The organism is Frankia sp. AvcI1 (assembly GCF_001420875.1).
Taxonomy (GTDB): Bacteria; Actinomycetota; Actinomycetes; order Frankiales; family Frankiaceae; genus Frankia; species Frankia alni.
On the sequence record NZ_LJFZ01000009.1, the window covers coordinates 148335 to 172366 of the forward strand.

At 72.0% G+C, this 24032-nt stretch carries 11 protein-coding genes, 27 pseudogenes and 5 riboswitches; of the genes and pseudogenes, 16 read left to right on the forward strand and 22 right to left on the reverse strand.

The genetic code is table 11. The annotated features are described in order from the left end of the window. The 4 pseudogenes from UK94_RS48665 to UK94_RS73535 all read right to left on the reverse strand — a co-directional run. A pseudogene (locus UK94_RS48665) lies at positions 1-491 on the reverse strand (amidohydrolase family protein); the annotation flags it as partial. Between the two features lie 461 nt (positions 492-952). Next, a pseudogene (locus UK94_RS48670) lies at positions 953-1190 on the reverse strand (DUF2127 domain-containing protein); the annotation flags it as partial. 1 nt (position 1191) lies between these two features. Further along, a pseudogene (locus tag UK94_RS48675) lies at positions 1192-1321 on the reverse strand (DUF2127 domain-containing protein); the annotation flags it as partial. Between the two features lies 1 nt (position 1322). Continuing rightward, positions 1323-1648, reverse strand: a pseudogene (locus tag UK94_RS73535) (DUF2127 domain-containing protein); the annotation flags it as partial. Positions 1649-3825: 2177 nt separating this feature from the next. Between UK94_RS73535 and UK94_RS76035 the strand changes: the two are divergent. Beyond that, positions 3826-4053: a hypothetical protein gene (locus UK94_RS76035; RefSeq protein WP_313949487.1), complete on the forward strand. Its 228-nt coding sequence runs from the start codon at positions 3826-3828 to the stop codon at positions 4051-4053. A gap of 1302 nt (positions 4054-5355) precedes the next feature. On the opposite strand, the gene UK94_RS73540 is transcribed toward UK94_RS76035, so the two are convergent. The 4 genes and pseudogenes from UK94_RS73540 to UK94_RS48700 form a co-directional block, all read right to left on the reverse strand. Further along, on the reverse strand, positions 5356-5519 hold a 164-nt coding region (locus tag UK94_RS73540; RefSeq protein ID WP_268761311.1), incomplete at its 5' end, for a hypothetical protein. Position 5520: 1 nt separating this feature from the next. Next, a pseudogene (locus UK94_RS48690) lies at positions 5521-5756 on the reverse strand (methylenetetrahydrofolate reductase); the annotation flags it as partial. 1 nt (position 5757) lies between these two features. Next, positions 5758-5890: pseudogene (locus UK94_RS48695) on the reverse strand (methylenetetrahydrofolate reductase); the annotation flags it as partial. Position 5891: 1 nt separating this feature from the next. Continuing rightward, a pseudogene (locus UK94_RS48700) lies at positions 5892-6300 on the reverse strand (methylenetetrahydrofolate reductase); the annotation flags it as partial. Between the two features lie 99 nt (positions 6301-6399). Further along, a riboswitch (cobalamin riboswitch) is annotated at positions 6400-6601 on the reverse strand. 188 nt (positions 6602-6789) lie between these two features. Next, positions 6790-7002: riboswitch (cobalamin riboswitch) on the forward strand. Positions 7003-7168: 166 nt separating this feature from the next. Here UK94_RS48700 and UK94_RS48705 point away from each other — a divergent pair. The 6 genes and pseudogenes from UK94_RS48705 to UK94_RS73545 form a co-directional block, all read left to right on the forward strand. Next, positions 7169-7299: hypothetical protein (locus tag UK94_RS48705; protein ID WP_235487618.1), on the forward strand; the 131-nt coding region annotated here is incomplete at its 3' end. A gap of 1 nt (position 7300) precedes the next feature. After that, positions 7301-7407: pseudogene (locus tag UK94_RS48710) on the forward strand (hypothetical protein); the annotation flags it as partial. A 1-nt stretch (position 7408) separates the two neighbouring features. Continuing rightward, positions 7409-7755, forward strand: a pseudogene (locus UK94_RS48715) (5-methyltetrahydropteroyltriglutamate--homocysteine S-methyltransferase); the annotation flags it as partial. A 1-nt stretch (position 7756) separates the two neighbouring features. After that, positions 7757-9192, forward strand: a pseudogene (gene metE, locus UK94_RS48720) (5-methyltetrahydropteroyltriglutamate--homocysteine S-methyltransferase); the annotation flags it as partial. Position 9193: 1 nt separating this feature from the next. After that, positions 9194-9381 (forward strand): hypothetical protein (locus tag UK94_RS48725; RefSeq protein ID WP_235487555.1); only part of this gene is annotated, 188 nt, incomplete at its 3' end. Between the two features lie 43 nt (positions 9382-9424). Further along, positions 9425-9490: pseudogene (locus UK94_RS73545) on the forward strand (5-methyltetrahydropteroyltriglutamate--homocysteine methyltransferase); the annotation flags it as partial. A 135-nt stretch (positions 9491-9625) separates the two neighbouring features. Here UK94_RS73545 and UK94_RS11850 read toward each other — a convergent pair. From UK94_RS11850 to UK94_RS48750, 8 genes and pseudogenes are all read right to left on the reverse strand, one after another. Beyond that, a pseudogene (locus UK94_RS11850) lies at positions 9626-10672 on the reverse strand (5-methyltetrahydropteroyltriglutamate--homocysteine S-methyltransferase); the annotation flags it as partial. Between the two features lie 371 nt (positions 10673-11043). Continuing rightward, positions 11044-11220: riboswitch (cobalamin riboswitch) on the reverse strand. A 138-nt stretch (positions 11221-11358) separates the two neighbouring features. Beyond that, entirely contained in the window at positions 11359-11919 is a 561-nt protein-coding gene (locus tag UK94_RS11855) for a hypothetical protein (RefSeq protein ID WP_055749852.1), read from the reverse strand. Beyond that, on the reverse strand, positions 11916-13662 hold a 1747-nt coding region (locus UK94_RS31830; RefSeq protein WP_235487557.1), incomplete at its 5' end, for an ATP-binding cassette domain-containing protein. The genes UK94_RS31830 and UK94_RS11855, both read right to left, overlap by 4 nt. 1 nt (position 13663) lies before the next feature. After that, a pseudogene (locus UK94_RS48735) lies at positions 13664-13979 on the reverse strand (ATP-binding cassette domain-containing protein); the annotation flags it as partial. Next, complete coding sequence (locus UK94_RS11865; RefSeq protein WP_235487560.1) at positions 13979-15112, reverse strand: iron ABC transporter permease; 1134 nt, start codon at positions 15110-15112, stop codon at positions 13979-13981. The gene UK94_RS11865 and the pseudogene UK94_RS48735, both read right to left, overlap by 1 nt. Next, positions 15109-15454: pseudogene (locus UK94_RS48740) on the reverse strand (ABC transporter substrate-binding protein); the annotation flags it as partial. The gene UK94_RS11865 and the pseudogene UK94_RS48740, both read right to left, overlap by 4 nt. 1 nt (position 15455) lies before the next feature. Beyond that, positions 15456-15858, reverse strand: a pseudogene (locus UK94_RS48745) (ABC transporter substrate-binding protein); the annotation flags it as partial. Position 15859: 1 nt separating this feature from the next. After that, positions 15860-15919: pseudogene (locus UK94_RS48750) on the reverse strand (hypothetical protein); the annotation flags it as partial. A gap of 509 nt (positions 15920-16428) precedes the next feature. After that, positions 16429-16617: riboswitch (cobalamin riboswitch) on the reverse strand. Between the two features lie 151 nt (positions 16618-16768). Continuing rightward, a riboswitch (cobalamin riboswitch) is annotated at positions 16769-16996 on the forward strand. Positions 16997-17235: 239 nt separating this feature from the next. Here UK94_RS48750 and UK94_RS48755 point away from each other — a divergent pair. The 9 genes and pseudogenes from UK94_RS48755 to UK94_RS48800 form a co-directional block, all read left to right on the forward strand. Beyond that, the coding region (locus UK94_RS48755; RefSeq protein WP_268761306.1) for an ATP cone domain-containing protein at positions 17236-17831 on the forward strand (596 nt) is incomplete at its 3' end. A gap of 1 nt (position 17832) precedes the next feature. Further along, positions 17833-18626 (forward strand): annotated as a pseudogene (locus tag UK94_RS48760) (ribonucleoside-diphosphate reductase subunit alpha); the annotation flags it as partial. Position 18627: 1 nt separating this feature from the next. Continuing rightward, positions 18628-19169, forward strand: a pseudogene (locus UK94_RS48765) (hypothetical protein); the annotation flags it as partial. Position 19170: 1 nt separating this feature from the next. Continuing rightward, a pseudogene (locus UK94_RS48770) lies at positions 19171-19673 on the forward strand (ribonucleoside-diphosphate reductase subunit alpha); the annotation flags it as partial. A 192-nt stretch (positions 19674-19865) separates the two neighbouring features. Further along, a partial coding sequence (locus UK94_RS48775; RefSeq protein WP_235487620.1) for a ribonucleotide-diphosphate reductase subunit beta occupies positions 19866-20130 on the forward strand: 265 nt, incomplete at its 3' end. 1 nt (position 20131) lies between these two features. Next, positions 20132-20311 (forward strand): annotated as a pseudogene (locus tag UK94_RS48780) (ribonucleoside-diphosphate reductase); the annotation flags it as partial. Position 20312: 1 nt separating this feature from the next. Further along, positions 20313-20394 (forward strand): annotated as a pseudogene (locus UK94_RS48785) (hypothetical protein); the annotation flags it as partial. Positions 20395-20422: 28 nt separating this feature from the next. Next, positions 20423-20481 (forward strand): annotated as a pseudogene (locus UK94_RS48795) (hypothetical protein); the annotation flags it as partial. Between the two features lies 1 nt (position 20482). Beyond that, positions 20483-20822: pseudogene (locus tag UK94_RS48800) on the forward strand (ribonucleotide-diphosphate reductase subunit beta); the annotation flags it as partial. A gap of 29 nt (positions 20823-20851) precedes the next feature. On the opposite strand, the gene UK94_RS48805 reads toward UK94_RS48800, so the two are convergent. The 6 genes and pseudogenes from UK94_RS48805 to UK94_RS48825 form a co-directional block, all read right to left on the reverse strand. Continuing rightward, positions 20852-21081, reverse strand: a 230-nt coding sequence (locus UK94_RS48805) for an enoyl-CoA hydratase-related protein (RefSeq protein ID WP_235487561.1), incomplete at its 5' end; no start/stop codon positions are given. Between the two features lies 1 nt (position 21082). After that, positions 21083-21355 (reverse strand): annotated as a pseudogene (locus tag UK94_RS48810) (enoyl-CoA hydratase-related protein); the annotation flags it as partial. Positions 21356-22798: 1443 nt separating this feature from the next. Continuing rightward, the coding region (locus tag UK94_RS11895) for an isocitrate lyase/phosphoenolpyruvate mutase family protein (RefSeq protein WP_235487563.1) at positions 22799-23421 on the reverse strand (623 nt) is incomplete at its 5' end. Between the two features lies 1 nt (position 23422). Further along, a pseudogene (locus UK94_RS48815) lies at positions 23423-23478 on the reverse strand (hypothetical protein); the annotation flags it as partial. A gap of 1 nt (position 23479) precedes the next feature. After that, positions 23480-23713, reverse strand: a pseudogene (locus tag UK94_RS48820) (methylisocitrate lyase); the annotation flags it as partial. A gap of 13 nt (positions 23714-23726) precedes the next feature. Continuing rightward, positions 23727-24032: pseudogene (locus UK94_RS48825) on the reverse strand (MmgE/PrpD family protein); the annotation flags it as partial.

Below are 24032 nucleotides of genomic sequence, written 5' to 3' on the forward strand. Positions count from 1 at the left end.
ACGAGATGGATCTTCGCCCGGTCGCCGAAGCGATCCACCAGCTTTCCGACCTGGTCGATGTCGCTGGCCGCGCCGGGCGAGGTGTGGACGTGGACGATGAGGTCGCGCTCGACCGCGGTGGCGAAGAGAAGGTCGAGCTGGGCGAGGCAGCCGGCGTCGTCGACGCTCCCGCCGAGCAGGAACGTCGTCTTGAGCGCTCGGACGCCCGGCTCACCGGCGAGGGCCAGGGCGCGGGCGTTGAGCTCGGCGTCCCGCGGCCGCGGCGAGACGAAGATCCCGGCTCGGATCCGATCGTCGCGGGCGGCCGCCTCCAGCACGAGCTCGTTGAACGCGAAGGTCCGCGCGACCTCCGGCACTCCGTAGTTCGGGATGACCAGGGCCCGCTCGGTACCCTCGCGGTCGAGGTCCGCGATGAGCTGGGCGACGGTGGCGCGCGCGGAGACGTCCGGGTGCACCGCCGGCCCCCCGTAGAACGGGTGGGCCGGGAGCACACCAAGGTGACGGTGCGCATCGGCGAGNCCGGCGAATGTCATGTAATTAGTNCAAAGTTTGAACATGTTTGTTCCATAGCTCTCGGAACAAAGTCGCGTGACGTGCGCATCGCTTCTCCCGCCGCAGGTTGGGGGCCCTCGGTGGAATCCATGGGGGGATCACCCTCGCTGTCGGAGTGATCCGGACCATTCTGCCGGATGATGCACCGTATCGCNCCGGCAAACGCGCATCCGGCACATGTGGCCGTAATGTGGGGCCGCTCTTTGCGGCAATGCGCGCTCCGGCAGAGCCGCGATCAGCGGTCGACGCTGTCCATGTGGGTGGTGTCCATGCGGGCGCTGTCCTCGCCGGGGNTGTCCTCGCCGGGGCTTTCCGCACGGTCNCCGCTCGTCCGGGCCTCGGCGCGGGTGGCCTGTTGGACCTCGAGCAGTGACTCGGCGTGTCGCTCTGCCTCGAAGGNCTTCACCCCGCCGCGTACCCCGAACAGCCGCTTGCTGGCGACCAGATAGACCACCGCACCGAGGTTGACGACGAGGGCGCCGATTCGCAGTACCGTGATGCGCTCGGTGAGCTCGTAGATCTCCAGCGGCAGGAACGCCGAGGTCGCCACCACCGCGAAGTACTCACCCCAGCGCTTGAGCAGCCACAGCCCGATCCCCTCGACGATCTGTACCGCCGCGTAGCCGAACAGCAGCACCNCCACCAGCAGCAGCGTCCGCGGCCGGGTGTAGAGCAGGTGGTGCAGGTGCTCGACCGTCGGGGAGTGGTCCAGGTCGAGATGCAGGACGTCGGCGAGCGGCCGCGCCGCGGGCACCGCCCGGTCGAACAGNCGCTGCACGGCGTCCTCGGACCGGCGAAACCGCAGGATGGCGTAGCCGATCAGCACCATCAGCAGCGCCCGGACCAGGCGCTCCACCGCAAGCAGCCGCAGCACCGTGGCGTCGCGCAGGGCCCGTCCCCGCAGCAGCACGGGCGCGTCCTGCGCCGGCCCGCCGAGCGCCGGCTCGCCGACGACGAAGTTCCCGCAGCGCAGGCATCGCCAGCTCACCCCTACGGCGGTCCGAGCGGTCAGCCGTTCGGCCAGCTCGGGCTCGTCGGGCCGATAGGTGGCGTGACCCTTGCGCGCGCAGGCCCGAAGCTCCCAGTCCACCCGCATCCCGGCCCGCTCCTCATCACCGCGTTCTACCCACGCCAACCGGTGCCCGCCCGCGCCTACCGGCCGCGAGCCGGTCAGCACGCCGCCGCAGAGTCTGGCTCGGACCCAGGCCGCCGACCTGGCTTTGACACGAATCCGACACCGTGCCGCCCATTCAGGCCAGCCCACGCCACCGAGCCCGCCCGACCGACCCGAACCCACCCCTGGCGATCATGGTGTTCCCTGGCGCCGGGGCCCACCGCGGCCGCATTGCGGTGCGTTCTGCACGGTCTGGGACCGCAGACCGTGCATTCCGTACCGCAAAGCGCCTCCCGCATCCGACCTGGATGATCGTTGCGCGCGCGGAACCGTGCTCCGCGGTACGGTCTGCCACCGCGAGGGTCTGGCACGGTCCTGGCAGTTCCGCAGTTCCGCAGTTCCGCAGTTCCGCAGTTCCGCAGTTCCGCGGTTCCGCGGAACCGGGCCGGCGCCGTCGGAGGTGAGCCCGACGTCACCGGCGACCCCGGCGCCCGTGACCAGACGTTCCCACGGCGGTGCCTCGACGGTCCGGGGTCAGTGGCGCCGACACGCCGCCTGATCACAACCACAAACGCGACCTGAAACTGGACAAACGAACGCCCTGCACATCTGCACGGTCCGCTGAGCGTCTCCTCCCCGCCGTGCAAACCAAACTCTCTATCGCTTGTGCGGGCCAGCAACCTGCGTTACCCGGGCGTCCGGAGTTCGATCCGCACGGCGGAGGAGCGGCAGAGCACCACCCGGCATGAGGACGTCGTGGTTCGGGATCACGTCCTGTTCACGAACGTGGANCCCTGCTGCCTGTTTTTGGGGCCTCAGATCAGCCGCCGTAGCTGCACCGTCGTCGGACCCGCCGACGAAGTGGTCGAGGCGGTGACCGGGCTCCTGATGAGCTGTCACTATTTCTGTCGGCGCCCAGGCCGCGGGGCGGCGGGCGTTGCCTGGCGGGAAGAACGACCCGACCTGGTCGAGGCCGTTGCACAGCCGTCGGTGGCCTGCGTGATCTCCCGGGACGTCGAGCGCGAGGCCATCATCGACGCGCTGATCGACGAACTGCGCCCCCTGCTCGGGGGGATCGGTAGCTCCGCGGCGGGCAGTCGCTCGACTGCGTAACTCCGGGCGAACGATCAGCAGGCGACGGCGTTGCACCGCCGGCTCCGCCGTCATTGTCGGCAGCCGCCGAGCCCACCAGACTGCCCGGGCGGCAAAGGGCACCTCACGCCATCCATGTCCCGCCCCACTCGGATGACAGGTCTGCATCGGCCCCAGATCCGCCCCCACCCCACCAAGCCAGAGCAAAGCCACTGGCCCCGTGGGGGGTTCGGGGGGGCTCGGCCCCCCGGCAAACATGACGAGCAAAGCCGCAGTCGCCCCAAGGGCGACAAGCATGGAAGGTCGCCCCGTGGGGGGTTCGGGGGGGCTCGGCCCCCCGGCAAACATCACGGGCAAAGCCGCAGTCGCCCCAAGGGCGACAAGCATGGAAGGTCGCGCGTGCCCCCGGCGGGACACCACGTAGAAGGGGGAGGCGCTGACCTGGGAGTTCCTACCGGGGAACTGGTCGTGGAGGCCAGTTTCGAGGTTCCGCGTGGTGCGCGGTGATCACTACGACTCCTGCTTCGGCGCCTGATACGGACGGGCGTAGTGTAGCGTTCCGGGCCGTAACTGTGATCATGGGCGCCGTAGTCGGCCTGACGTTTTTGTTTGGCTTCGGCAATGTCTGGCTGCTCGGCCTGCGGCTGGGTGTGCCGCGCTATGTGGCGCCGTTGGTAGCACCAGCGGTGGACTTGTCCGTACTTGGCCTGCTTATCGCGATCCGGGAGCTTGNGCTGCGGGGCGCGCCTCGCGAAGAGATCCGGCCTGCTCGTCGACTTCTGGTATTCGCGAGCCTGGTAACGCTGGCGCTCAACGTCNCCGAGCCTATCGCCGCAGGGCACCCGGGCAAGGCAGCGTTTGATGCCGTTGGTCCTCTTCTGCTGATCGGTTGGGCAGAGGTAGGGACGGGTCTGCTTCACGCTATGCGGCCTGTCGGGGCGGGGGTTGCGCTACCAGATCCGCAACGAGCTGATGTCGCGGGTGGTGGGGTTGTAGCGGAACGGCGCGGGCAGGAGGATCGCCCGGCTGCTACCGAGGCGCACTCGGCGACGGGGGAACGGCGGCGGGTGGATAGCAGGGCGCGCGAGCAGGATTTGCTGCATCGGGCTCGGGCCGAGGACGTGCTGCATTGGCAGCAGCATCAGCGGCCGATCTCCGCGGAGACGCTCCGCAAACGCCTGCATGTCGGCGCTCCTGCCGCGCGAAGGCTGGTCGCGCGGCTGCGCAGCGACATCCACACCCAGATCGAAGGCACCGCGGACCTCGTCGAGGGGGAGCCCCAGCAGGCGGTGTGACTAGCGGTAATGCGGCGGTCTCCGCGCCCACGAGCGCCTGGCGTTGGTGGGCGCGGGTCCGCTGCCGAGGCGGCAAGACAGCAAGACAACTGACAGCTCCAGACCAGAGGGGCGGGTGCGCCGGTTGCCGGGCACCCAGGTTGACCCGATAGGATCGGCGGCAAGCAGCCCGTTCTCCATGTAGTGGGACACATCCCGGCGTAGCAGCGGAACGGGTGGCCGTGTTCCCGTCGGAGGTAGCTCGCCGGCCCGGTCCAGCGAGCGCTTTGCTCGCGGGGTATTGATGCCCCAAAGCGACCTCCCCTCCGAACGGGAGCGCCCGCCGTGTCTTCATTGCGCGGTGGGAGCTGTCGAGACGCGGCCAGGCTCGACGGTCGGACGCTGCCCCTCAAACCAGCGCCTCGCCGTACCGGGACGTGCGGGGGCGGGTGTGGGAGCACCGTCGTGTACGTCGACGTCACAGTCATGATTGTTTTCGTGGCGGCCTGCGTGGTTGCCATCTCCACCATCATCGCCTTGGTGGTCGTGATCCTCCATCGCAAGGATCACNCCAGTGTGCCCGCTACAGTGCGTGCCGGGGGTCGGGCCTTTGGCGCCGCGTTCACTCTCCTCGTGGCTGTACTGGGGGTTCTCTTGGCCGTCTGGCGGGGGCAGTAGATGAAGGGCTTCAGTACCTACTGTGTCGTCCGAGCTTCGCGGACACGTTGCGGCGGTTCCCGCGGCGGCGATGCGTAACGATGGCTGATCATCCTGGTGGCTGACAAGTGGTTCCTCGAACTGGACTTCGGCACCGAGCCGCTACGCCGCCTCACCCTCAAACTCGACGCCTACCACCGGCTCGCCAAGGAGATCCGGATCACCACGCCGATCCTGATCTGGACCACCACGTCCCGCAGAGAGGCACGGATCCGCGAGGTGCTGACCGAGGCCCTGCGCCACCTCGACCAGCCCGCACGGGTACCCGTCGCGACGACAGCCGCAAATCTCGCCGAACACCACCAGCACTTGGACGCCACCCTCGTNCGCTGGCTCCCCCTGACCCAGGCTGGTATCGGTCGCCTCACACTGGGCCAGCTGGCTGCTGTCCGGCCACGCCCGGCCGGCGCCCCCCGCCGCCGCCGACCGCCAGTAGCATGCAGCCTGGCGCTCCGTCGATCTCCATCAGTGGTCCCGCCACCCCGGGCACGGGGCCCGAGTGGCAGGACCCGCCACATCAGCTCGGCCCGCCTTGGCCTGACCGATGACCGGTGCCGCTGGACAAAGCCACCGGGACGGGGGCCGAGACGCCGCCTGCCTGGTGAGTCAGTCGACGCTCTGCCCGTGGTGTAGGCCGAACCCATGCCGTCGCGGCCGATCAACTCGTGCCTGCCGGGCTGGGGTCGCGCTGGACCCGAGGAGGTTGCGATGCACCTCGCGGGTCGCGGTCGACCGGTTGAGGGTGATGAAGTGGATGCCCGGCGCGCCTGNGTCGAGCAGGCGGGCGCACAGCGCGGTGGCGACCTCGACCCCGACTGCCTGCACGGCCTCCGGGTCGTCGGCGACGGCCTCCAGCCGGCGGGCGAGGGCGGGCGGGAACGCGGCGCCGGATAGCTGCGCCATCCGGGTGATCTGGGCGACGTTGGTCACCGGCATGATGCCGGGCAGGATCGGCTCGTCGTGGCCCAGCCGGGACAGCCGGTCGACGAGGCGGAAGTAGTCGTCGGNGTCGAAGAAGAACTGGGTGATCGCGTAGCTGGCGCCGGCGTTGAACTTGCCGGCGAGGGCGCGGGCGTCGCTGTCGAGGTCGGTGGCGCGGGGGTGCTTGTCGGGGAACGCGGCGACGCCGACGCAGAAGTCGNCGAGCGAGCGGACGAACCGGACGAGTTCGTCAGCGTGGTTGAAGCCGGCGGGGTGGCGGACCCACTCGCCCAGCGGGTTGCCCGGCGGGTCCCCGCGCAGCGCGAGCACGTCGCGGATGCCCGCGCCGGCCAACGCGCCGATCACCTGGCGCAGCTCCGCCGCCGTGTGGTTGACGGCGGTGAGGTGCGCGATCGGCGTCAGCGACGTCTCGGTGGCGATCCGCTCGCAGTTGCGCAACGTGCCGTCGCGGGTCGATCCGCCGGCACCGTAGGTGACGGAGACGAACGACGGCCGCAGCTGCTCGATCTCGCGCAGCGCCTGCCACAGGTGGCGTTCGCCGTCGGGGGTCTTCGGGGGAAAGAACTCGAACGAGTACGACGTCGCGCCGGACGCCAGGAACTCGCGCACCGTCGGTCGGCGGGCGGGCCGCCCGCCGACGGCGGGTACGGAATGGATCGGTCGGGCCGCGGTCATGCTCATGCGGATCGTCCTCCAGCACCTCGTGGAAGCGTCATCTGGTGCCGTGGCCGGTCTCCTGGCTGACGGGCGTCGCTCCTCCGACCAGCCTTCCCGGGCTGGAGAACCAGCTCAGTGACCTCCGCGTCGCCGCAGAGAAGGCCGGAGGCTCCCGATCACAGTGGCGAGGGCCGCGCCGGCACCGCACCGGCTTCCCGAACACCACGGCCCGGCCACGCTACTGTGTGGGCTTCGGTGACGACAAGGTCATTCCTTGTCACGTTGACAGGCCAGCCGTGCCCGGCCGGACGTCGGCGCGATAGACGCGTGCCTTCGCGCGGACGGTACGAGAGACGGGGAGCGTCGTTGCTAGGCTGGCAGGCACAGCTGGTTCGATCCCCGTGTCTGCGCCGTCCTCGGCGGTGAGGNGGGGNGAGACGCAAGAGGGAACCCGGTGCGAGTCCGGGACTGCCCCGCAGCGGTGAGTGGGAACGACCGCCGTCCGATGCCGAATCCCCTTTGGGGTCCGGCGGGACAGCACTGAACTGGTGGCTCGGCCGTAGGTGCGTGGGCCGGGTCCGGGTTTGGGAAGCGACGGCCAGTAGGAACCCCGGTCCGATCAGGGATCGGGAACGCCCGCGAGTCCGAAGACCTGCCCGCTGTGCGTGCCCGCGGCCGTGTGGGCGCNCCTGGCTGTGACCTCGTGGGCGGGTCCGCGCCGTCGGCACCATCCAGGCCTGTGCTCGTCGAGGTCCGGCCAGGGTGGCGCTGTCGTGTCGGGGCCTGTCNCGGGGTGAAGCGGACTCGCGAAGGAGAGCCGATGAGCACCACCCAGACCAGCCGCGCGACGGTGTACGGATATCCGCGCCAGGGCGACGACCGCGAGCTGAAGAAGGCGACCGAGGCCTACTGGGCCGGCACCGTCAGCGCCGACGAGCTGCTGGCGACCACNCGGGACCTGCGCCGCCAGCGGCTGGCCCTGCTCCGCGATGCCGGGATCGAGGAGATCCCGAGCAACGACTTCTCCCTCTACGACCACATGCTCGACACCGCCGTCCTNCTCGGCGCGATCCCGGCCCGCCACCGCGAGGCGGTGCCGGACGTGAGCACGGCGAAGGGCAGGCTTGACCGCTACTTCGCCATGGCGCGCGGCACGGCGCAGGCCGCCCCGCTGGAGATGACGAAGTGGTTCGACACCAACTACCACTACCTGGTGCCCGAGCTCGGCCCTGAGACGGCGTTCGCGCTGGACGCCACCAAGCCGTTGGCCGAGTTCACCGAGGCCCGCGAGGCCGGAGTGATCACCCGCCCGGTGCTGGTCGGCCCGATCACCTTCCTGCTGCTGGCCAAGGCGGCTCCGGACGGCTCCGCCGGGTTCGAGCCGCTGTCGCTGTTGGACCGGATCCTNCCGCTCTACGCCGAGCTGCTCGGCGAGCTGCGCGCCGCCGGCGCCGAGTGGGTGCAGCTCGACGAGCCGGCGCTGGTCCTCGACCAGCCCGCCGACGTCCTGGCCGAACTCACCCGCGCCTACGCCCGGCTGACCTCCGTGCCGGCGGACCGGCGCCCGAAGCTGCTGGTCGCCACCTACTTCGACCGTCTCGGCGACGCGCTGGGCGTCCTGCGCGACAGCGACGTCGAGGGCGTCGCGCTCGACCTGGTCGGGCCGGCGGCGGCGAACCTCGACGACCTGCGGGCGCTCGGCGGGCTCGGCGAGCGGCGTCTCGTCGCCGGTGTGGTCAACGGGCACAACATCTGGGCCGCGGACCTCGCCGCCGCGCTCGACACGCTCGACGCCCTGCGGGGGCTGGCCGGCCGGGTCGACGTCGCCGCGTCCTGCTCGCTGCTGCACGTCCCGCTGGACGTCGCCCTCGAACGCGACCTCGACCCACAGGTCGCGGGCTGGCTGGCGTTCGCCCGCCAGAAACTCGACGAGATCGTCCTGCTCACCACCGGGCTCACCGCCGGACGCGCGGCCGTCGCCGAGCCGCTGCGGGCGCGCGCCGAGAGCCTGGCCGCCCGGGCCGCCTCGCCGCTGGTCCGCGTCGACGCGGTGCGGGCACGCGCCGCCGCCGTCACCGACGACGACCTGCACCGCGCCAGCCCCTACGGCAAGCGCCACCAGGTGCAGGCCGAGCGGCTCGCCCTGCCCGCGCTGCCGACGACGACGATCGGCTCGTTCCCGCAGACCACCGGCCTGCGCCAGGCCCGCGCCGCGCTGCGCGCCGGCACCCTGAGCTCCGACCGCTACGTCGAGGCGATGCGCGCCGAGATCCGTCAGGTGATCGCCGCGCAGGAGGACTTCGGCCTCGATGTGCTGGTGCACGGCGAGCCCGAGCGCAACGACATGGTCCAGTACTTCGCCGAGCAGCTCGACGGCTACCTGGCGACGACGCAGGGCTGGGTGCAGTCCTACGGCTCCCGCTACGTCCGCCCGCCGATCATCCTCGGCGACGTGTCCCGGCCGGAGCCGATGACCGTCGGCTGGGCCACCTACGCCCAGAGCCTCACCGACAAGCCGGTCAAGGGCATGCTGACCGGTCCGGTCACCATGCTGGCCTGGTCGTTCGTCCGCGACGACCAGCCCCGCGCCGACACCGCCCGCCAGGTCGCCCTCGCCCTGCGCGACGAGGTGCGCGACCTGGAGGCCGCCGGCATCCGGGTGATCCAGGTCGACGAGCCGGCCCTGCGCGAGACCCTGCCGCTGCGCCAGGCCGACCGGTCCGGCTACCTGGCTTGGGCGGTCGAGTCGTTCCGCCTTGCCACCTCCGGCGTACGCGACGAGACGCAGATCCACACGCACATGTGCTACGCCGAGTTCGGCGACGTGCTGCAGGCCATCATCGANATGGACGCCGACGTCATCAGCCTGGAGGCGGCCCGCTCGAAGATGGCCATCGTCGCGGACCTCGCCCGTGCCGACTACCCGAACGAGGTCGGCCCCGGCGTCTGGGACATCCACTCCCCGCGCGTCCCGTCCGTCGGGGAGATCGCCGAGCACCTGCGGGTCGCGACCGACGCCTTCCCCGCCGCGCGNCTGTGGGTGAATCCCGACTGCGGCCTGAAGNNNCGCGANNNNCCCGAGGTCCGCGCGACCCTCACCAACCTCGTCGCCGCCACCCGCCAGCTGCGGGCCCAGCTCTGACCGATCCCGCCCCAGCACTGGGGGCCGGTCAGTGAGGGGCCGGGGCGCGGCTGCGCGCGTCCCGGCCCCACCCACGCCGTCCATGCCGCCCAGCATCGGACCCCCAATCCGAGGATCACGTCACGTCACGTCGCATCACGGCGCGGGCGCCGGGCGATCCTCGTGGAACGCGCGGCCGAGCCGCATCACCTCGTCCACCCTTCGCCGTGCCGGCGCCGTCAGGTCGACCACCCGCGGGTCCGCCTCGGGCGGCAGGTGCACCAGCGAGCAGGACGTGCTGACCACGACATCCCCGGCGAGCCCGAGCAGGACCGCGCAGGTTGACAGAGCTGATGGCAGGTCCGTGGCCTGGGTCGTGTACCCGTCGACGACGCCCGCGACGACGGTGGTGGAGCCCAGGCCGCCAACACCCGCCAGTGTCGCGAGGTTGCCCGGGCCGGCGACGAAGTCCAGCCCCACCGCCTCCACGCCGACGTCCGCGATCACCGGTAGCGCCGGACCGAGCTCGCCGAAGAAGGTCGACAGCAGGATGCGCGGGCGCCCGGGGGTGTCGACGAGCCGGCGGTAGGCCCGACGCAGGCCGGCGAGATCCGCCGTACCGGGCCCGGCCGTCAGCGCCGGCTCGTCGAGTTGCACCCCTTCGACGCCCGCCCGGCCAAGACGGGTGAGGAGCTCGACGTACGCGGCGACCAGATCGTCGAGCAGGTCGAGCGGTGTGAAGTCCGGCGAGGCGGCCGGCGATGGTCTGGCGAGCAGCAGGAACGTGAGCGGGCCGAGCAGCACCGGGCGGGTGAACAGGCCGAGCCGGCGGGCCTCGAAGAACTCCCGTAACGGCTTGGGAACGTCCTCGGCCAGTCGGAACCGGGTGCCCTCGTCCAGTTCGGGGACGACGGTCCGCAGGCTGCTGCCGAACCACCGGGCGGTGGCCAGCGGCGGCAGTCCACCCGCGCCGCGGGCCATTGTGAAGTAGACGTCCAGCGCCGGGGATCGGCCTGCGGCTCGCAACGTGCCGACGGCACGATAACGCCGCGGAACTGCGCCGAAGAGGACCGCCGTGTCCAGAACATGGTCATGGTAGGTGAACATGTTGGACGGGACGCTGTCGAGCCCGGCGCCGGCCAGCTCGGTCCATACGTCGGCGCGCAGCGCTGCGGCCGTCCGCTCCAACACGGCGGCGTCCATNCACCCTTCCAGGTAGGACTCGATCGCCGCGCACAGTTCCCCGCGGCGGCCCAGATGTGGGTAGCCGAGGACCGTCGTGCGGACCGTACCCACCCGGCCCGGCCCTGCCCTGCGGCGGCCGCCATCGCTCGCGAAGGCCGGCATGGTTTCCTCCCTCGGGAAACGCCCTGGGCCCGAGATCGTGGGAGAACGCGACACCGACCGGCCGGGTGGCGCTGCCGTGACCGGCGCGGATGATGCGCGCCGGACAGGTCTGCCGGGCGAAGCCGCGCCTGATGGACGCCGGCCGACTGCCTCAGAGCACCCACCGTCGGCCGTCGACCCACCCGCGAGGTCACGGACCACCGCGCGCTGGCCGCGCACGGGCGGGGGCAGGTCTTCGGACTCGCGGGCGACCGCCGGCCTGCTGGCCGGCGAACCTACTGGCCGTCGCTTCCCAGGCGGAACCTTCCGCCCAGTGCGCTGTGACGACGCTCGTTCCCACTCACCGCTGCGGGGCAGTCCCGGACTCACACCGGGTTCCCTCTTGCGACGCCACCGAGGCGCACGACCGCCCGCCNCCGTGCGACGCGTCGTCTACCCGCATCCACGGCGGCCGGCGTACAACTCAGGGGCGAACCCACCGCGCCGCTGATCTTACCGCCCGGGCCCGCACCACGGGTGCGTCCCACGGCGGCCGTCGGGGATCAGCCGTGGTGGAAGCCGGTGCCCGCACGGTCGAGGGGGTCGGGAGGCAGGCCGAGGTGGACGGCGCGCAGGTGGTCCCAGGCGGCGAGGCGCCCGAAGTCCGGCGGGCGCAGGGGGTGTTGGTCGTCGCCGAGGAACGGGTTGGGCAGGAACACCGTCATCATCTGTTCGCCGATGCCGTTGACCATGCGAAACGCCCAGCTCATCGGAGTGCCGGCGGCGTCGACGCGGCGGTAGAGCTCGGCGCGGGCGCAGCGGCGGGCACGGCCGAGCTCCGGACCGCTCGCCGTGTGCTCGCCGACGCACAGGTGGAAGTGCCAGCGACCGAGGTCGACGGTGGCGTACCCGTCGTAGGTGGAGATCCGTCGGGCGGGCTCCGCGATGGTGATCTCCCAGGCGGCGCCCTGGACCAGGACGCCGAAGCTGATGTGCGCCCACTGCTCGGTGAACAGGTAGCCGATGATGTCGAGCAAGGTGCGCTCGTCGATCGGCAGCGCGAACACGTGCAGCGTGCCGGTCCCGAACTCCTCAACGGTGCGATAGGCGGCGGGGCTGGTCACGCGGTCTCCCTTCGCCGCCGGCGATCGGTGGCTGTGGTGGCAGTGGTGGCTGTGGCGAGCAGGGGGCAGTCGCCGCAGGTGCCGCCCCGCGGGGTCCGGTAGAACAGGCAGCAGCTGCGACGCCGGAAGGAGCCCAGCTGTGGAGTACTGCCCGCGCCCAGGCGCAGGAAGCGTCCGGCGTCCGCGAGCGGGGGCCGGGAGAGGACCGTCGCGACGAGCGGCGCCAGCTCCGTGAGCCGCCGCCGGCCGTCCGGATCAGCCGGTGGCCCGGGCGGCCCCTCGTGTCCGGCGGGACGGTCCGGGAGGGACGGCCCAGCGGCGAGGACGCGGGCGGCGCCGACGAGGGCGGAGGCGGCGTTGCCCCACAGCAGGCCGGACGCGATGTGGGTCTCGGCGCGCAGGGCCTCGGCGAAGGGGCGCAGATGGGCCTCGAGGATGGCGCGGGTGAGCAGATCGGCGACGGTGGCGAGATCGCCCGGGTCGCGCGGCTGCCAGCCGCCGGCGTCGGTGAGCCGCAGGCGGATCGGCGAGCTGGTCATCGAGACCAGCAGGAGACGCTCGGCGTCCAGGTCGGGGACGACTCCGCCGGACACCCAGCAGCCGAGGGCGATCGACCACAGCCGGGCGGCGTGGCCGAGCTGAAGCGTGGACGCGGCGACCCGGCGCTCGCTGCTGCCGAGCCGGACGCCGAGATCGTCGAGGGCGGGGGCGAGCCGACCGGTGTCCCGGTAGAGCTCCCCGATCGGAATCGGGCCGGACCGCGGGCCACCGGCGAGCACCTCGCCGGACGGCGGGGCGCTGGTGGGCGGCGGCGCCGTGTCGACGGCGAAGTAGGGGCCGGCGGCGGCGAGTTCGGTGAGCCTCGCGCGGGTGTCGGCGGGGTCGGCGCGTCGCACCGGCCAGCCGTCCGCGGGGCGCGCGGTGGTGCGCTTTCGAAGCCAGTCCAGCACGGCCGCCAGGTCGGGCAGGGTCGTGACCTGTCCACCCGCCGCACACCGGAAGGCGCCGGTGCGGCCGGGCTCGGTGCCGCCGGCCACGGCGATCTCCAGGTCCACCGGGCCGTCGGCCGCGGGCAGCCAGCCGTCGCGACGCAGCGCACGGTCGAGGGCTCCCTCCACCGCGGCGTCGGTGGGCGCCTCGACGGGGGCGGCGCGGCGAACGCGGGCGGTGCCGATGGTTCGGGGGCGGGGGACGAAGGAGGCGGTGACCAGGTCGAAGCGGAGCTCGTCGGTGTCGAAGACGGCGCCGACCCGGCCGTCGAGGATGAGCTGTTCGGGGCTCGCCGCGTGCAGGGTGCCGGCGCGGTCGAGCAGCCAGGCGTGGTCGGCGACCCGTAGGGCGAGGTCGAGATCGTGGGTGGAGACGACGACGGCGAGGCCGCGGTCGCGGGCGAGGCGGCGCAGCAGCGCGGTCAGCGCCACGCGGGAGGGTGCGTCGAGGAAGGCGGACGGCTCGTCGAGCAGGATCATGGACGGCTCCTGGGCGAGCGCCCGGGCGACGAACAGCCGCTGCCGCTCGCCGTCGGAGAGTTCGTCGAGCCGGCGGTCGGCGAGCGCCGCGGCGCCGACCGCGCTGATCGCCCAGTCCGCCCGGCGCCGGTCGTGCTCGGTGAGCCGGCCGGTGAGAGCGGTGTGGGGATGGCGGCCGAGGGCGACGAGGTCGCGGCCGCGGGCGAGCGGGATGTCGACGCGGTCGGTGAGCACGACGCCGACCCGCCGGGCGCGTTCCCGGGGTTGCGACGCGNCGAGGTCGGCGCCGTCGAGGCTGATCTGTCCGGCGAGCGGCGGTTGCAGGCCGGCGATGGTCCGCAGCAGCGTCGACTTGCCGGTGCCGTTCGGGCCGACCAGGACGGTGAGTTCACTGCGGCGCGCGGCGGCCGTGAGGCCGCGCAGCACCACCCGCTGCCGCCGTCCCCGTCGGTAGCCGACAGCGAGATCGGCCAGGACGAGCCCGTCGCCGGCCGGTCCGGGCTCGGTCCCCGGCCCGGCGTTCGGTTCGTCCTCGCCGATCAGTCCAGATCCGACGTCCGGTCCGCGGCCGCCGTGCGGCTGGCGCGTCATCAGACGGTCCGGGCGACGGCGGAGCTGGCCCGCAGCAGGACGGCGATGACGATCGGCGCGCCGATCAGCGAGGTCACGATGTTGACGGGCAGGGTCAGGTCGGTGCCGGGCATTTGGGTGACGATCGAGCAGAACAGCGACACGACCGCGCCGGCCAGCGCGCACCCGGGCAGCAGGGCGCGGTGGTCGGCGGTGTCGAGCAGCCGGCGGGCCAGGTGCGGCACGGCGATGCCGAGGAAGCTGACCGGCCCGCAGAACGCGGTGACCGACCCGGCGAGCAGGGACGCGCCGAGCAGGGTGACGCTGCGCAGCCGGCGGACGCGCACGCCGAGGGTGCGGGCGTAGTTCTCGCCAAGCAGCAGCGCGTTGAGCGGCTTCATCGACGCGATCCCGACCGTAAGACCGAGGCCGACGGCGGGCGCGAGCACCACCAGATCCCCCGGGGACACGCCCGAGTAGCTGCCGAGCTGCCAGGTCCAGTACTGGATGGCGCGCTGCGGGGCCGTCCAGGTCAGCAGCAGCCCGATGAACGAGAACACCGCCGCGCCGACCAGCACCCCGATCACCAGCAGGGTGACGATCGAACGGACCCAGCGGGCGAGGAGCAGCACCGCGGCGAGCACGACCGCCGCCCCCAGCGCGCCGGCGGCGACCACACCGACCCGGCCCGTACCGAGCGCGCCCGCGGTGAACGCCCCGGCCGACCCGCCGGCCCCGGTGACGACGAGCGCCACCCCGAGGCTGGCCCCGGCGCTCACTCCCAGCGAGTACGGGTCGGCCAGTGGGTTGCCGAACAGGGTCTGCATCTGCAGGCCGGCGACGCCGAGCGCCGCCCCGGCGAGCGCCGCGGTGGCCGCGCGCGGCAGCCGGACCTGGGTGATCACCACTGACCAGCGCGGGTCCGACGGATCCGCCCCGCCGAGGACACGCAGGGTGTCCGGCAGCGGCACCCACACCGATCCGACCGCGACGGCGAGCAGGAACATCACCACTGCCGTCGCACCGAGCCCCACCAGCGCCACGATCACCCGCCGCCCGCCCCATTCCGCGGCGTCGACCGGGGGCGCGCTCTCGGCCGGGTCCACCACGGCGCCGCCGCCGCGCGCGGCGGGCGCCTTGGGGGCGCGCGTCACCCGGACAGCCGGCGGTAGAAGGCGAACGTGTGGTTCTTTGCGAGGTCGGGGTGCAGGATCGCGGCCAGGTCGCCGAGGACGAGGTCGGGGCGGGTCACGCCGCGTTCCCAGTAGTCGTTGCCGCCGCCGGGGCCTATGACCAGCGTGTTCGTCCAGACCTGGCCGCCGGGGCGGGTCGCGGCGAGCGTGCCGTAGCGGGTGTCCTCCTTCGTCGCGTCGCCGAGCGTGTGCCATTCGCCGTCGGCGAGCCAGATCCGCGCGGTGCCGGCCTTCGCGTACACCGCCTCGAACGCGAGCTCCAGGCTGCCGCTGTCCCGGCTGCCCGACCACGGGTAGCTGGCGNCGGCGTCGGCGAGCAGCCGGCCGACGTAGCTCGCGCCCGACGGCATGTACCAGGTTCCCTGGTACATCGAGCCCGGCAGGATGGCGACCGGCGGCTCGTGCGCGTCGCTGACCGTCCGCGCGACCGCCTGATAGTCACCGACGATCCGGTCGAACACCTTGGCGGCCTTCGCCTCGTCGCCGGTCAGCGCGGCCATCACCTTGATCCATTCGGCGCGGCCGAGTGGGTCGCCCTCCAGCCATTCGGCGTCCGCGACGACGGGGACACCGCCGCGGCGCACGGCGGAGTACTCCGGCATGTCGGTGCCGTCGGTCAGCAGCACGTCGGGATGGCCGGTGACGACCTTCTCCACGTTGATCTTCCCGCCGGCTGCGTACTCGGTGACCTTGTGCTCGCTGATCCGNCGCCGGATGTCGGCGTTGACGACGGTGGTGGCGCTGGCGACGCCGGTCAGCACGTCGGTGNGGTCCAGGTCGACCAGCAGCGGGAGATGGGTCGTCGATCCCGAGTACAGGCTGCGGATCGGCACCTCGATCCGCTGGGCCTTCGCCAGGTCGCCGGTCAGCGCGGGGGCGGGCGCGCCGCAGCGAACGAGCACGTACGACTCGGGCCGGCCGCCGGGGAACGGCTGNTTGACGGTCAGCACCTGATAGCTCTTGTGGTAGCTCAGGGTGACGTTCTTGGCGCGGGTGAACGTCGACTTCTCCGGAAAATAGTCCGTGTCCGGGTTGAAGTGGTTGACGCAGCCTCGGGAGTCGGTGCCGGCGCCGGCCGCCGCGGGTCCGCCCGTGGTGGAGGAGCCGCAGGCGACGAGCCCGAGAGCGGCCAGCAGCGCCGTGACCAGGGCGCCGAGTGCCGCGCGGCGACCGGGACGCCGCTTTGGGCCGCCGAACGGACGGGAGAGGTGACGGCGACGATTGGGGACGGCATGAACGGGCGCGCGCACGCGGACCGCCTTTCCAGCACCTCGTGGAAGGACTCTCGGTGCCGTGGCCGGTCTCCTGGCTGACGGGTCGACGCCTCCGGACCAGCCTTCCCAGACGAAAAACGTCCAGTGACTTCCGCACCATTGCGGACAGNGCCGGAGACTTCCCGATCACAGTGGCGAGGGCCGCTCCGGTGTCACACCGGATTCCCGAGCACCACGGCGACCGAAGACTACGCGTGCCTCGCAACGCTGGCAAGGTCGCCCAGGACGGGAGACCTCGGGCGAGAGGCNCCGGGCCACCGGATACGGATTGCCGTCGCGCTCTCACCCCGGCGCCCGCTCGACACAACATGTGGGTTACTTGCAGGCGTGTGACTCGCATATGTAGGGTGTGCCTCGCGCTGGTTCGGCCGCTCCGCCATGGGTGGTCGTCGTAAGAGGGAATCCGGTGGAAGGCCGGGGCTGCCCCGCAGCGGTAAGTGGGAACGACCGCCGTCAGGTGCACTGGACGCGATGAGCGTCTGGGAAGCGACGGCCAGTAGGTCCGTCGGCGTAGAGGGATGCCGGCGGGAGCCCGCGAGTCCGAAGACCTGCCAGCGTGCCGCGCGCGAAGGCGTGCGGCGGTCCGCCGGCCCCGAGGGAGGGCCTGGATCACCGTGCCGGAGCTGGCCCGGGCACGGGCACCTCGCCGGTCATCGCCGTGGCCCGGCGCTGTCGCGTACGCCGGACGCGTCGCGCCGCGTCGCCGCCGTGTGCCAAACCGTCAGGTGCCCGCTCCTCGGAGCTTGCCGGGCGGTGGCCGCCTCCCTCGTGCCGCCGGTCCAGCCCGTCCCCGGACCCGCGCGAGGAGCGATGTTGACCGTCACCGAGTCGTCCCCGATCGGTACCCAGGCGTTGCGTGTCCGCCGTCGCGACGGCGCGCTCGTACCCGTCGATGTGAGCCGGATCGTCGCCGCGGTGGCGCGTTGCGCGCGCGACCTCGACCGGGTCGACCCGCAGCGGGTCGCGGCCCGCACCGCCGGCGGCCTCTACGACGGGGTGACGACCGAGGAGGTCAACCGGCTGGCGGTGCAGACCGCCGCCGAGCTGATCGGGACGGAACCGCAGTACTCCCGCCTCGCCGCCCGGCTGCTTGCCGCCCTGATCGCCGACGAGGTCGGTGGCCAGGGGATCAGCTCGTTCAGCCTCGGTGTCGCGCACGGCCATCGGCTCGGCCTCGTCGGGGACCCGACCGCCGCGTTCGTCGCCGCGAACGCCGCGGAGCTCGACGCACTCGTCGACCCATCCGCCGACCGGGCCTTCGAGTACTTCGGCATGCGGACCGTGCAGGACCGCTACCTGCTGCGCCACCCGCGCACTCGCCTCGTCATCGAGACGCCGCAGCACTGGCTGCTGCGGGTGGCCTGCGGGCTGGCCCACGACGTCGCCGAGGCCGGGGAGCTGTACCGNCTGATGGCGTCGCTCGCCTACCTGCCCAGCTCACCGACGCTGTTCAACGCGGGCACCGCGCATCCGCAGATGTCGAGCTGCTTCCTGGTCGACTCGCCGCGCGACGAGCTGGAGTCGATCTACGAGCGGTACGGGCAGGTCGCCCGGCTCTCGAAGTTCTCCGGCGGCATCGGGATCGGCTTCTCCCGCGTGCGTTCGCGCGGCGCGCTGATCCGCGGCACGAACGGCCGGTCCAACGGCATCGTGCCGTGGCTGCGGACCCTCGACGCGTCGGTCGCCGCCGTCAACCAGGGCGGCCGGCGCAAGGGCGCGGCCTGCGTGTACCTGGAGCCCTGGCATCCCGACATCGAGGAGTTCCTCGAACTGCGCGACAACACCGGCGAGGACGCCCGGCGCACCCACAACCTCAGCCTCGCGCACTGGATCCCCGACGAGTTCATGCGCCGCGTCCACGCCGACGACACCTGGTCGCTGATGGATCCCGACGAGGTCCCCGACCTGACCGACCTGTGGGGCGACGCGTTCGACCGCGCCTACCGGGCCGCGGAGGCCGCCGGGCGCTACGTCCGCCAGCTGCCCGCCCGCGACCTCTACGCCCGGATGATGCGCACCCTCGCGCAGACCGGCAACGGCTGGATGACCTTCAAGGACGCCGCGAACCGGACCGGCAACCAGACCGCCGAGCCCGCCAACGTCATCCACCTGTCGAACCTGTGCACCGAGATCCTCGAGGTCACCAGCGACAGCCAGACCGCCGTCTGCAACCTCGGCTCGGTGAACCTGGCCCGCCACCTNCTGGCGCTGTCGCCCGGCGACGGCGACCCGTCAGCATCGGCGGACCCGATCGCAAACCCGACGGTGGATGCGGCGGGGGATGCGGCGGCGGGACCGCCCACGGACCCCGCGACGCGGATCGACTGGGCGAGGCTGCGCGCCACCGTCCGCACGGCGGTGACGTTCCTCGACCGGGTGATCGACATCACGTACTACCCGACCGGCGAGGCCGCCGCGAGCAACCCCCGCTGGCGGCCGGTCGGCCTCGGCGTCATGGGCCTGCAGGACGTGTTCTTCGCGCTGCGGCTGCCGTTCGACTCCCCCGCCGCCCGGGAGCTGTCCACCAGACTGGCCGAGGAGATCGCGCTCACCGCGCTGGAGCGGTCCGTGGAGCTCGCCCGCGAGCACGGCCCCCATCCGGCGTTCGCCCAGACCCGGGCCGCCCGCGGGGTGCTGCACCCGGACCACTTCGACGTGACGCCGACACAGCCGGAGCGATGGGCGGCGCTGCGGGCCGCCGTCGCCGAGCACGGCCTGCGCAACAGCCTGCTGCTCGCGATCGCNCCGACCGCCACCATCGCGTCCATCGCGGGCTGCTACGAGTGCATCGAGCCGCAGGTGTCCAACGTGTTCAAACGCGAGACGCTGTCGGGCGAGTTCCTGCAGATCAACACCTACCTCGTCGAGGAGCTGCGCCGCCGCGGGCTGTGGACCGAGCGGGTCCGGGAGCGGATCCGGGCGGCGGACGGCTCGGTACAGGGGCTCGCCGAGCTGCCGGACGACGTCCGTACGGTGTTCCGCACCGCCTGGGAGCTGCCGCAGCGGGCGCTCATCGACCTGGCCGCGGCCCGGATGCCCTACCTCGACCAGAGCCAGTCGCTGAACCTGTTCATGGCCGACCCGAACATCGGCCGGCTGTCGTCGATGTACTCCCACGCCTGGTCGGTCGGCCTGAAGACGACCTACTACCTGCGCTCGCGCCCCGCCACCCGCATCCAGCAGGCGACGGTCACCACCGACGCCGCCCACACCATCCCGCTCCAGGGATCACCCCAGGCCCCGGGATCNCCCCAGGTGCAGGGACCGCCGCTCGCCCAGGGGGCGCCGGCGGGCGGCGGGGGCGCCGCGTCCGTCGCCTGCTCGCTGGAGAACCCGGAGATCTGCGAGGCATGCCAGTGACCACCTCCACGCCCGCCCTGCCGGACCCGTCCGCGCGAGCGCTGCTACTGGACCCGGGGATGAGCCTGACGCTGCGCCCGATGCGCTACCCCGACTTCTACGACCGCTACCGGGCAGCGATCCGCAACACCTGGACAGTGGAGGAGGTCGACCTGCACGCCGACCTCGCCGACCTGCACCGGCTGAGCCCCGCCGAGCAGCACCTGGTCAACCGGCTGGTCGCGTTCTTCGCCACCGGCGACACGATCGTCGCGAACAACCTGGTCCTCAACCTCTACCGGCACGTCAACGCGCCCGAGGCGCGGCTGTACCTGTCCCGCCAGCTGTTCGAGGAGGCGGTGCACGNCCAGTTCTACCTGACCCTGCTCGACACCTACCTGCCCGACCCGGACGAGCGGGCCGAGGCGTTCGCCGCGATCGACACCATCCCGTCCATCCAGGCGAAGGCCCGGTTCTGCTTCCGGTGGATCGACTCGCTGGGCGGTCTGGACCGGCTGCGCACCCGCGCGGATCGCCGTGCGTTCCTNCTCAACCTGATCTGCTTCGCCGCCTGCATCGAGGGGCTGTTCTTCTACGGCGCGTTCGCCTACGTCTACTTCCTGCGGTCCCNGGGCCTGCTGCACGGGCTGGCGTCCGNCACCAACTGGGTGTTCCGCGACGAGTCGATGCACATGGAGTTCGCCCTCGACGTGGTGCNCACCGTCCGGGCGGAGGAGCCGGACCTCGTCGACGCCGAACTGGAGGACGCCGTCCGGCGGATGATCGCCGAGGCCGTCGACGCCGAGACCGTCTTCGCCCAAGACCTGCTGGCCGGCGGCGTCGCCGGGATGACGGTCGCCGACGTGCGGACCTACCTGGAGCATGTCGCCGACCGCCGGCTCGGCCAGCTCGGCTTCGCCCCGATGTTCGGCTCCGCCAACCCGTTCCCGTTCCTCGAACTGCAGGACGTGCAGGAGCTGTCGAACTTCTTCGAACGTCGCGTCTCCGCCTACCAGGTCGGCGTCGTCGGCACGGTCTCCTTCGACGAGGACTTCTGACCCGCGTCCGGGCGGCCGGCGAGGGCGCGCTAGGCGTCGCGGAAGGTCGGCGTGCGTTTCTCGAGGAAGGCTGACATGCCCTCCTTCTGGTCGGCGGTGGCGAAGGTCGCGTGGAACAGCCGTCGCTCGAAGAGGATGCCCTCCGCGAGCGAGGTCTCGAAGACGCGGTTGACCGCCTCCTTGACCATCATGGCCGCCGGGGTGGACATGCCGGCGATCGTGGACGCGACGGCGACGGCCTCGTCGAGCAGGTGGTCGGNCGGCACGATTCGGGAGACCAGGCCGGCGCGTTCGGCTTCCTCGGCGTCCATCGTCCGCCCGGTCAGGCACAGCTCCATGGCCTTGGCCTTGCCGATCGCCCTGGTCAGGCGCTGCGAGCCGCCCATGCCGGGCAGGACGCCCAGGGTGATCTCCGGCTGGCCGAACCGTGCCGTGTCGGCGGCGAGCAGCACGTCGCACATCATGGCCAGTTCGCAGCCACCGCCGAGGGCGTAGCCCGCGACCGCCGCGACCAGCGGGCTTCCCTGCACCATGGACCTGGTTGGGGACCGTAGGCGAGAGCACCGACCATGTCCAGTCGCCGGCGCCGCGCGTCGAGGCGTGCCCCGGTCGAAAGCGAGGAGACGTCGTATACCTCGCGGCGTGGCGGTCAGGGGGCGGTGGACAGCAGGTGGACAGCACTCAGCCCGGGGCGCTGCCGACAGGTCTGGAGCCTGTGGGCGGCGTCCCGGGCTGAGCGGGTCTTCCTGGGCCGATCTTGCGGCCGGCCAGGGGGTCANCCGGCAGGCGATCAGCCGGCGAGGCGGCGGGCGGCGAGGGGGACGCTGCNCTCGTTCGGGCCGACGTAGGTCGACAGCGGGCGGATGAGGGCATTGGCGGCGAGCTGCTCGATGATGTGCGCGGTCCAGCCGGTGATCCGGGACATCACGAAGATCGGGGTGAAGGTGGGGATGTCGAAACCCATCAGGTGGTAGGCGGGGCCAGTCGGGAAGTCCAGGTTCGGGTGCAGGTTCTTCTCTCGGATCATCACCGCCGCCAGGGACTCGTAGATGGCCAGCAGCCGCTCGCCGTCGGCGCCGCGGGCCTTGGCGAGCCGTTCGAGCTCGGCGCGCATCGTCGGTACCCGGGAGTCGCCGGACTTGTACACCCGGTGACCGAAGCCCATGACCGTGCGCCTGTTCGCCAAGGCGTCGAGCATCCACTGCTCGGCCGTCGCCGGGTCGCCGATCTCGTCCATCATGTGCATGACGGCCTCGTTGGCGCCGCCGTGCAGCGGGCCCTTCAGCGCGCCGATGCCCGCCGTCACCGCGCTGTACAGGTCGGACAGCGTGGAGGTGACCACCCGGGCGGTGAAGGTGGACGCGTTGAAGCTGTGCTCGGCGTAGAGGATGAGCGAGATGTCGAAGGCGCGGACGACGTCCGCCTCGGGAACCTCCCCGAAGCACATGTGGAAGAAGTTCTCCGAGAAACCGAGGGCCGGGTCCGGCAGGATCGGGTCTTGGCCGCGCCGGCGCCGCTGGTCGAGGGCGACGACCGTGGGCAGCCTGGCCAGCAGGTCGAGCGCCTTGATCTGGTTCGCGGCCACCGAGCCGTCGTCCTCAGTGGGGTCCTGCGCGCCGAGGTAGCTGACGGCGGTGCGCAGCACGTCCATCGGATGGCAGGTCTCGGGGAGCCGGGCGAGCAGACCGATCAGCGTCCGGTCGATCTGCCGGCGGGCCCGCTCGGCGTCGGCGAACGCCCGCAGCCGCTCGGTGCTCGGCAGCTCGCCGTGCCAGATCAGATAGGCGACCTCCTCGAACGAACACTCGGCGGCGAGCTGCTGGACCGGATAGCCGCGGTAGGTCAGCGAGTTCGTCTCCGGATTGACCATCGAGACCGACGTGGTGTCGACGACGACGCCGGCAAGGCCCTTGCGTACGGATGCGTCAGCGGCGGCCATGGCAGTGCTTCCTCTCGGAGGGGAACATGCTCGGCGCTCAGTCGGAGAGCCGGAAATTGAAGATCGAGTCGTCGAAGACGTTGTAGCTGGCGTAGTCGAGCACCTCGTAGAGCCGGGCCCTGTGCTGCATCCGGTCGGTCAGCCCGGCCTGGGTGCCCTCGTCGCGGATCCGGTGCAGGCCGTCCTCGACGGCGCCCATCGCCAGACGCAGCAGGGTCACCGGATAGATCACGAGGTTCACGCCGACCGAGCCCAGCTGCTCCACCGTGAACAGCTCGCTCTTCCCGAACTCGGTCATGTTCGCGAGGATCGGCACGTCCACGGCTGCGCGCATCGCCGCGAACTCGTCCAGGCCGGTCATCGCCTCCGGGAAGATCATGTCGGCGCCGGCGTCGACGTAGGCCTTCGCCCGCTCGGCCGCCGCGCCCAGGCCCTCGACCGCACGGGCGTCGGTGCGGGCGCACAGGACGAAGTTCGGGTCGCGCCGCGCCGCGACGGCCGCCCGGATCCGGCGGACCATCTCCTCGGTGCCGACGACCGACTTGCCGTCGAGGTGGCCGCACCGCTTCGGGTTGACCTGGTCCTCCAGGTGGCAGCCGGCGAGACCGGCGTCCTCCAGCACCTGGACGGTCCGCGCGACGTTCATCGGCTCACCGAACCNGGTGTCGGCGTCGACGATCGCCGGCAGGTCGGTGACCCGGGCGATCGCACCGGACCNCCCGGCGACCTCGGTCAACGTGGCCAGCCCGATGTCGGGCAGCCCCAGGTCGGCGGAGAGCACCGCCCCGGACACGTACACCCCGTCGAAGCCGAGCTGCCCGATGAGCAGCGCCGTCAGCGGGTTGAACGCTCCGGGGAAACGCAGCACCCCGCCGTCCGGGCCCCCGGAGGCAGCCAGCGCCTCGCGCAGCGTCACCCGCCGGCTCGCCGCCGTCGTCTGGGCGTGCAGCATGACGATCCCCTTCTTAGAAGAGCCCGCTGGTGGACCCGGTGGGCTGCGGCCAGGCTGGGGCGAGGGTAAGTTCACCGAGCTCGTCGGGATGCAGCGTCCCGAGCCGGACCGCGGCGTCGAGGAAACGGTCCTGCTCGTGCAGGGAGACGATGCCCTCGGCGAGGCGGCGGAACTTCGTCACGTACTCGGCCCGTCCGAACGGGCGGGCGCCGAGGGGATGCGCGTCGGCGACGGCGATCTCGTCCTCGACGATCGAACCGTCCGCCAGGGTCACGACGACCCGACCTCCGAACGCCTTCTCCGCGGGATCCGTCGCGTG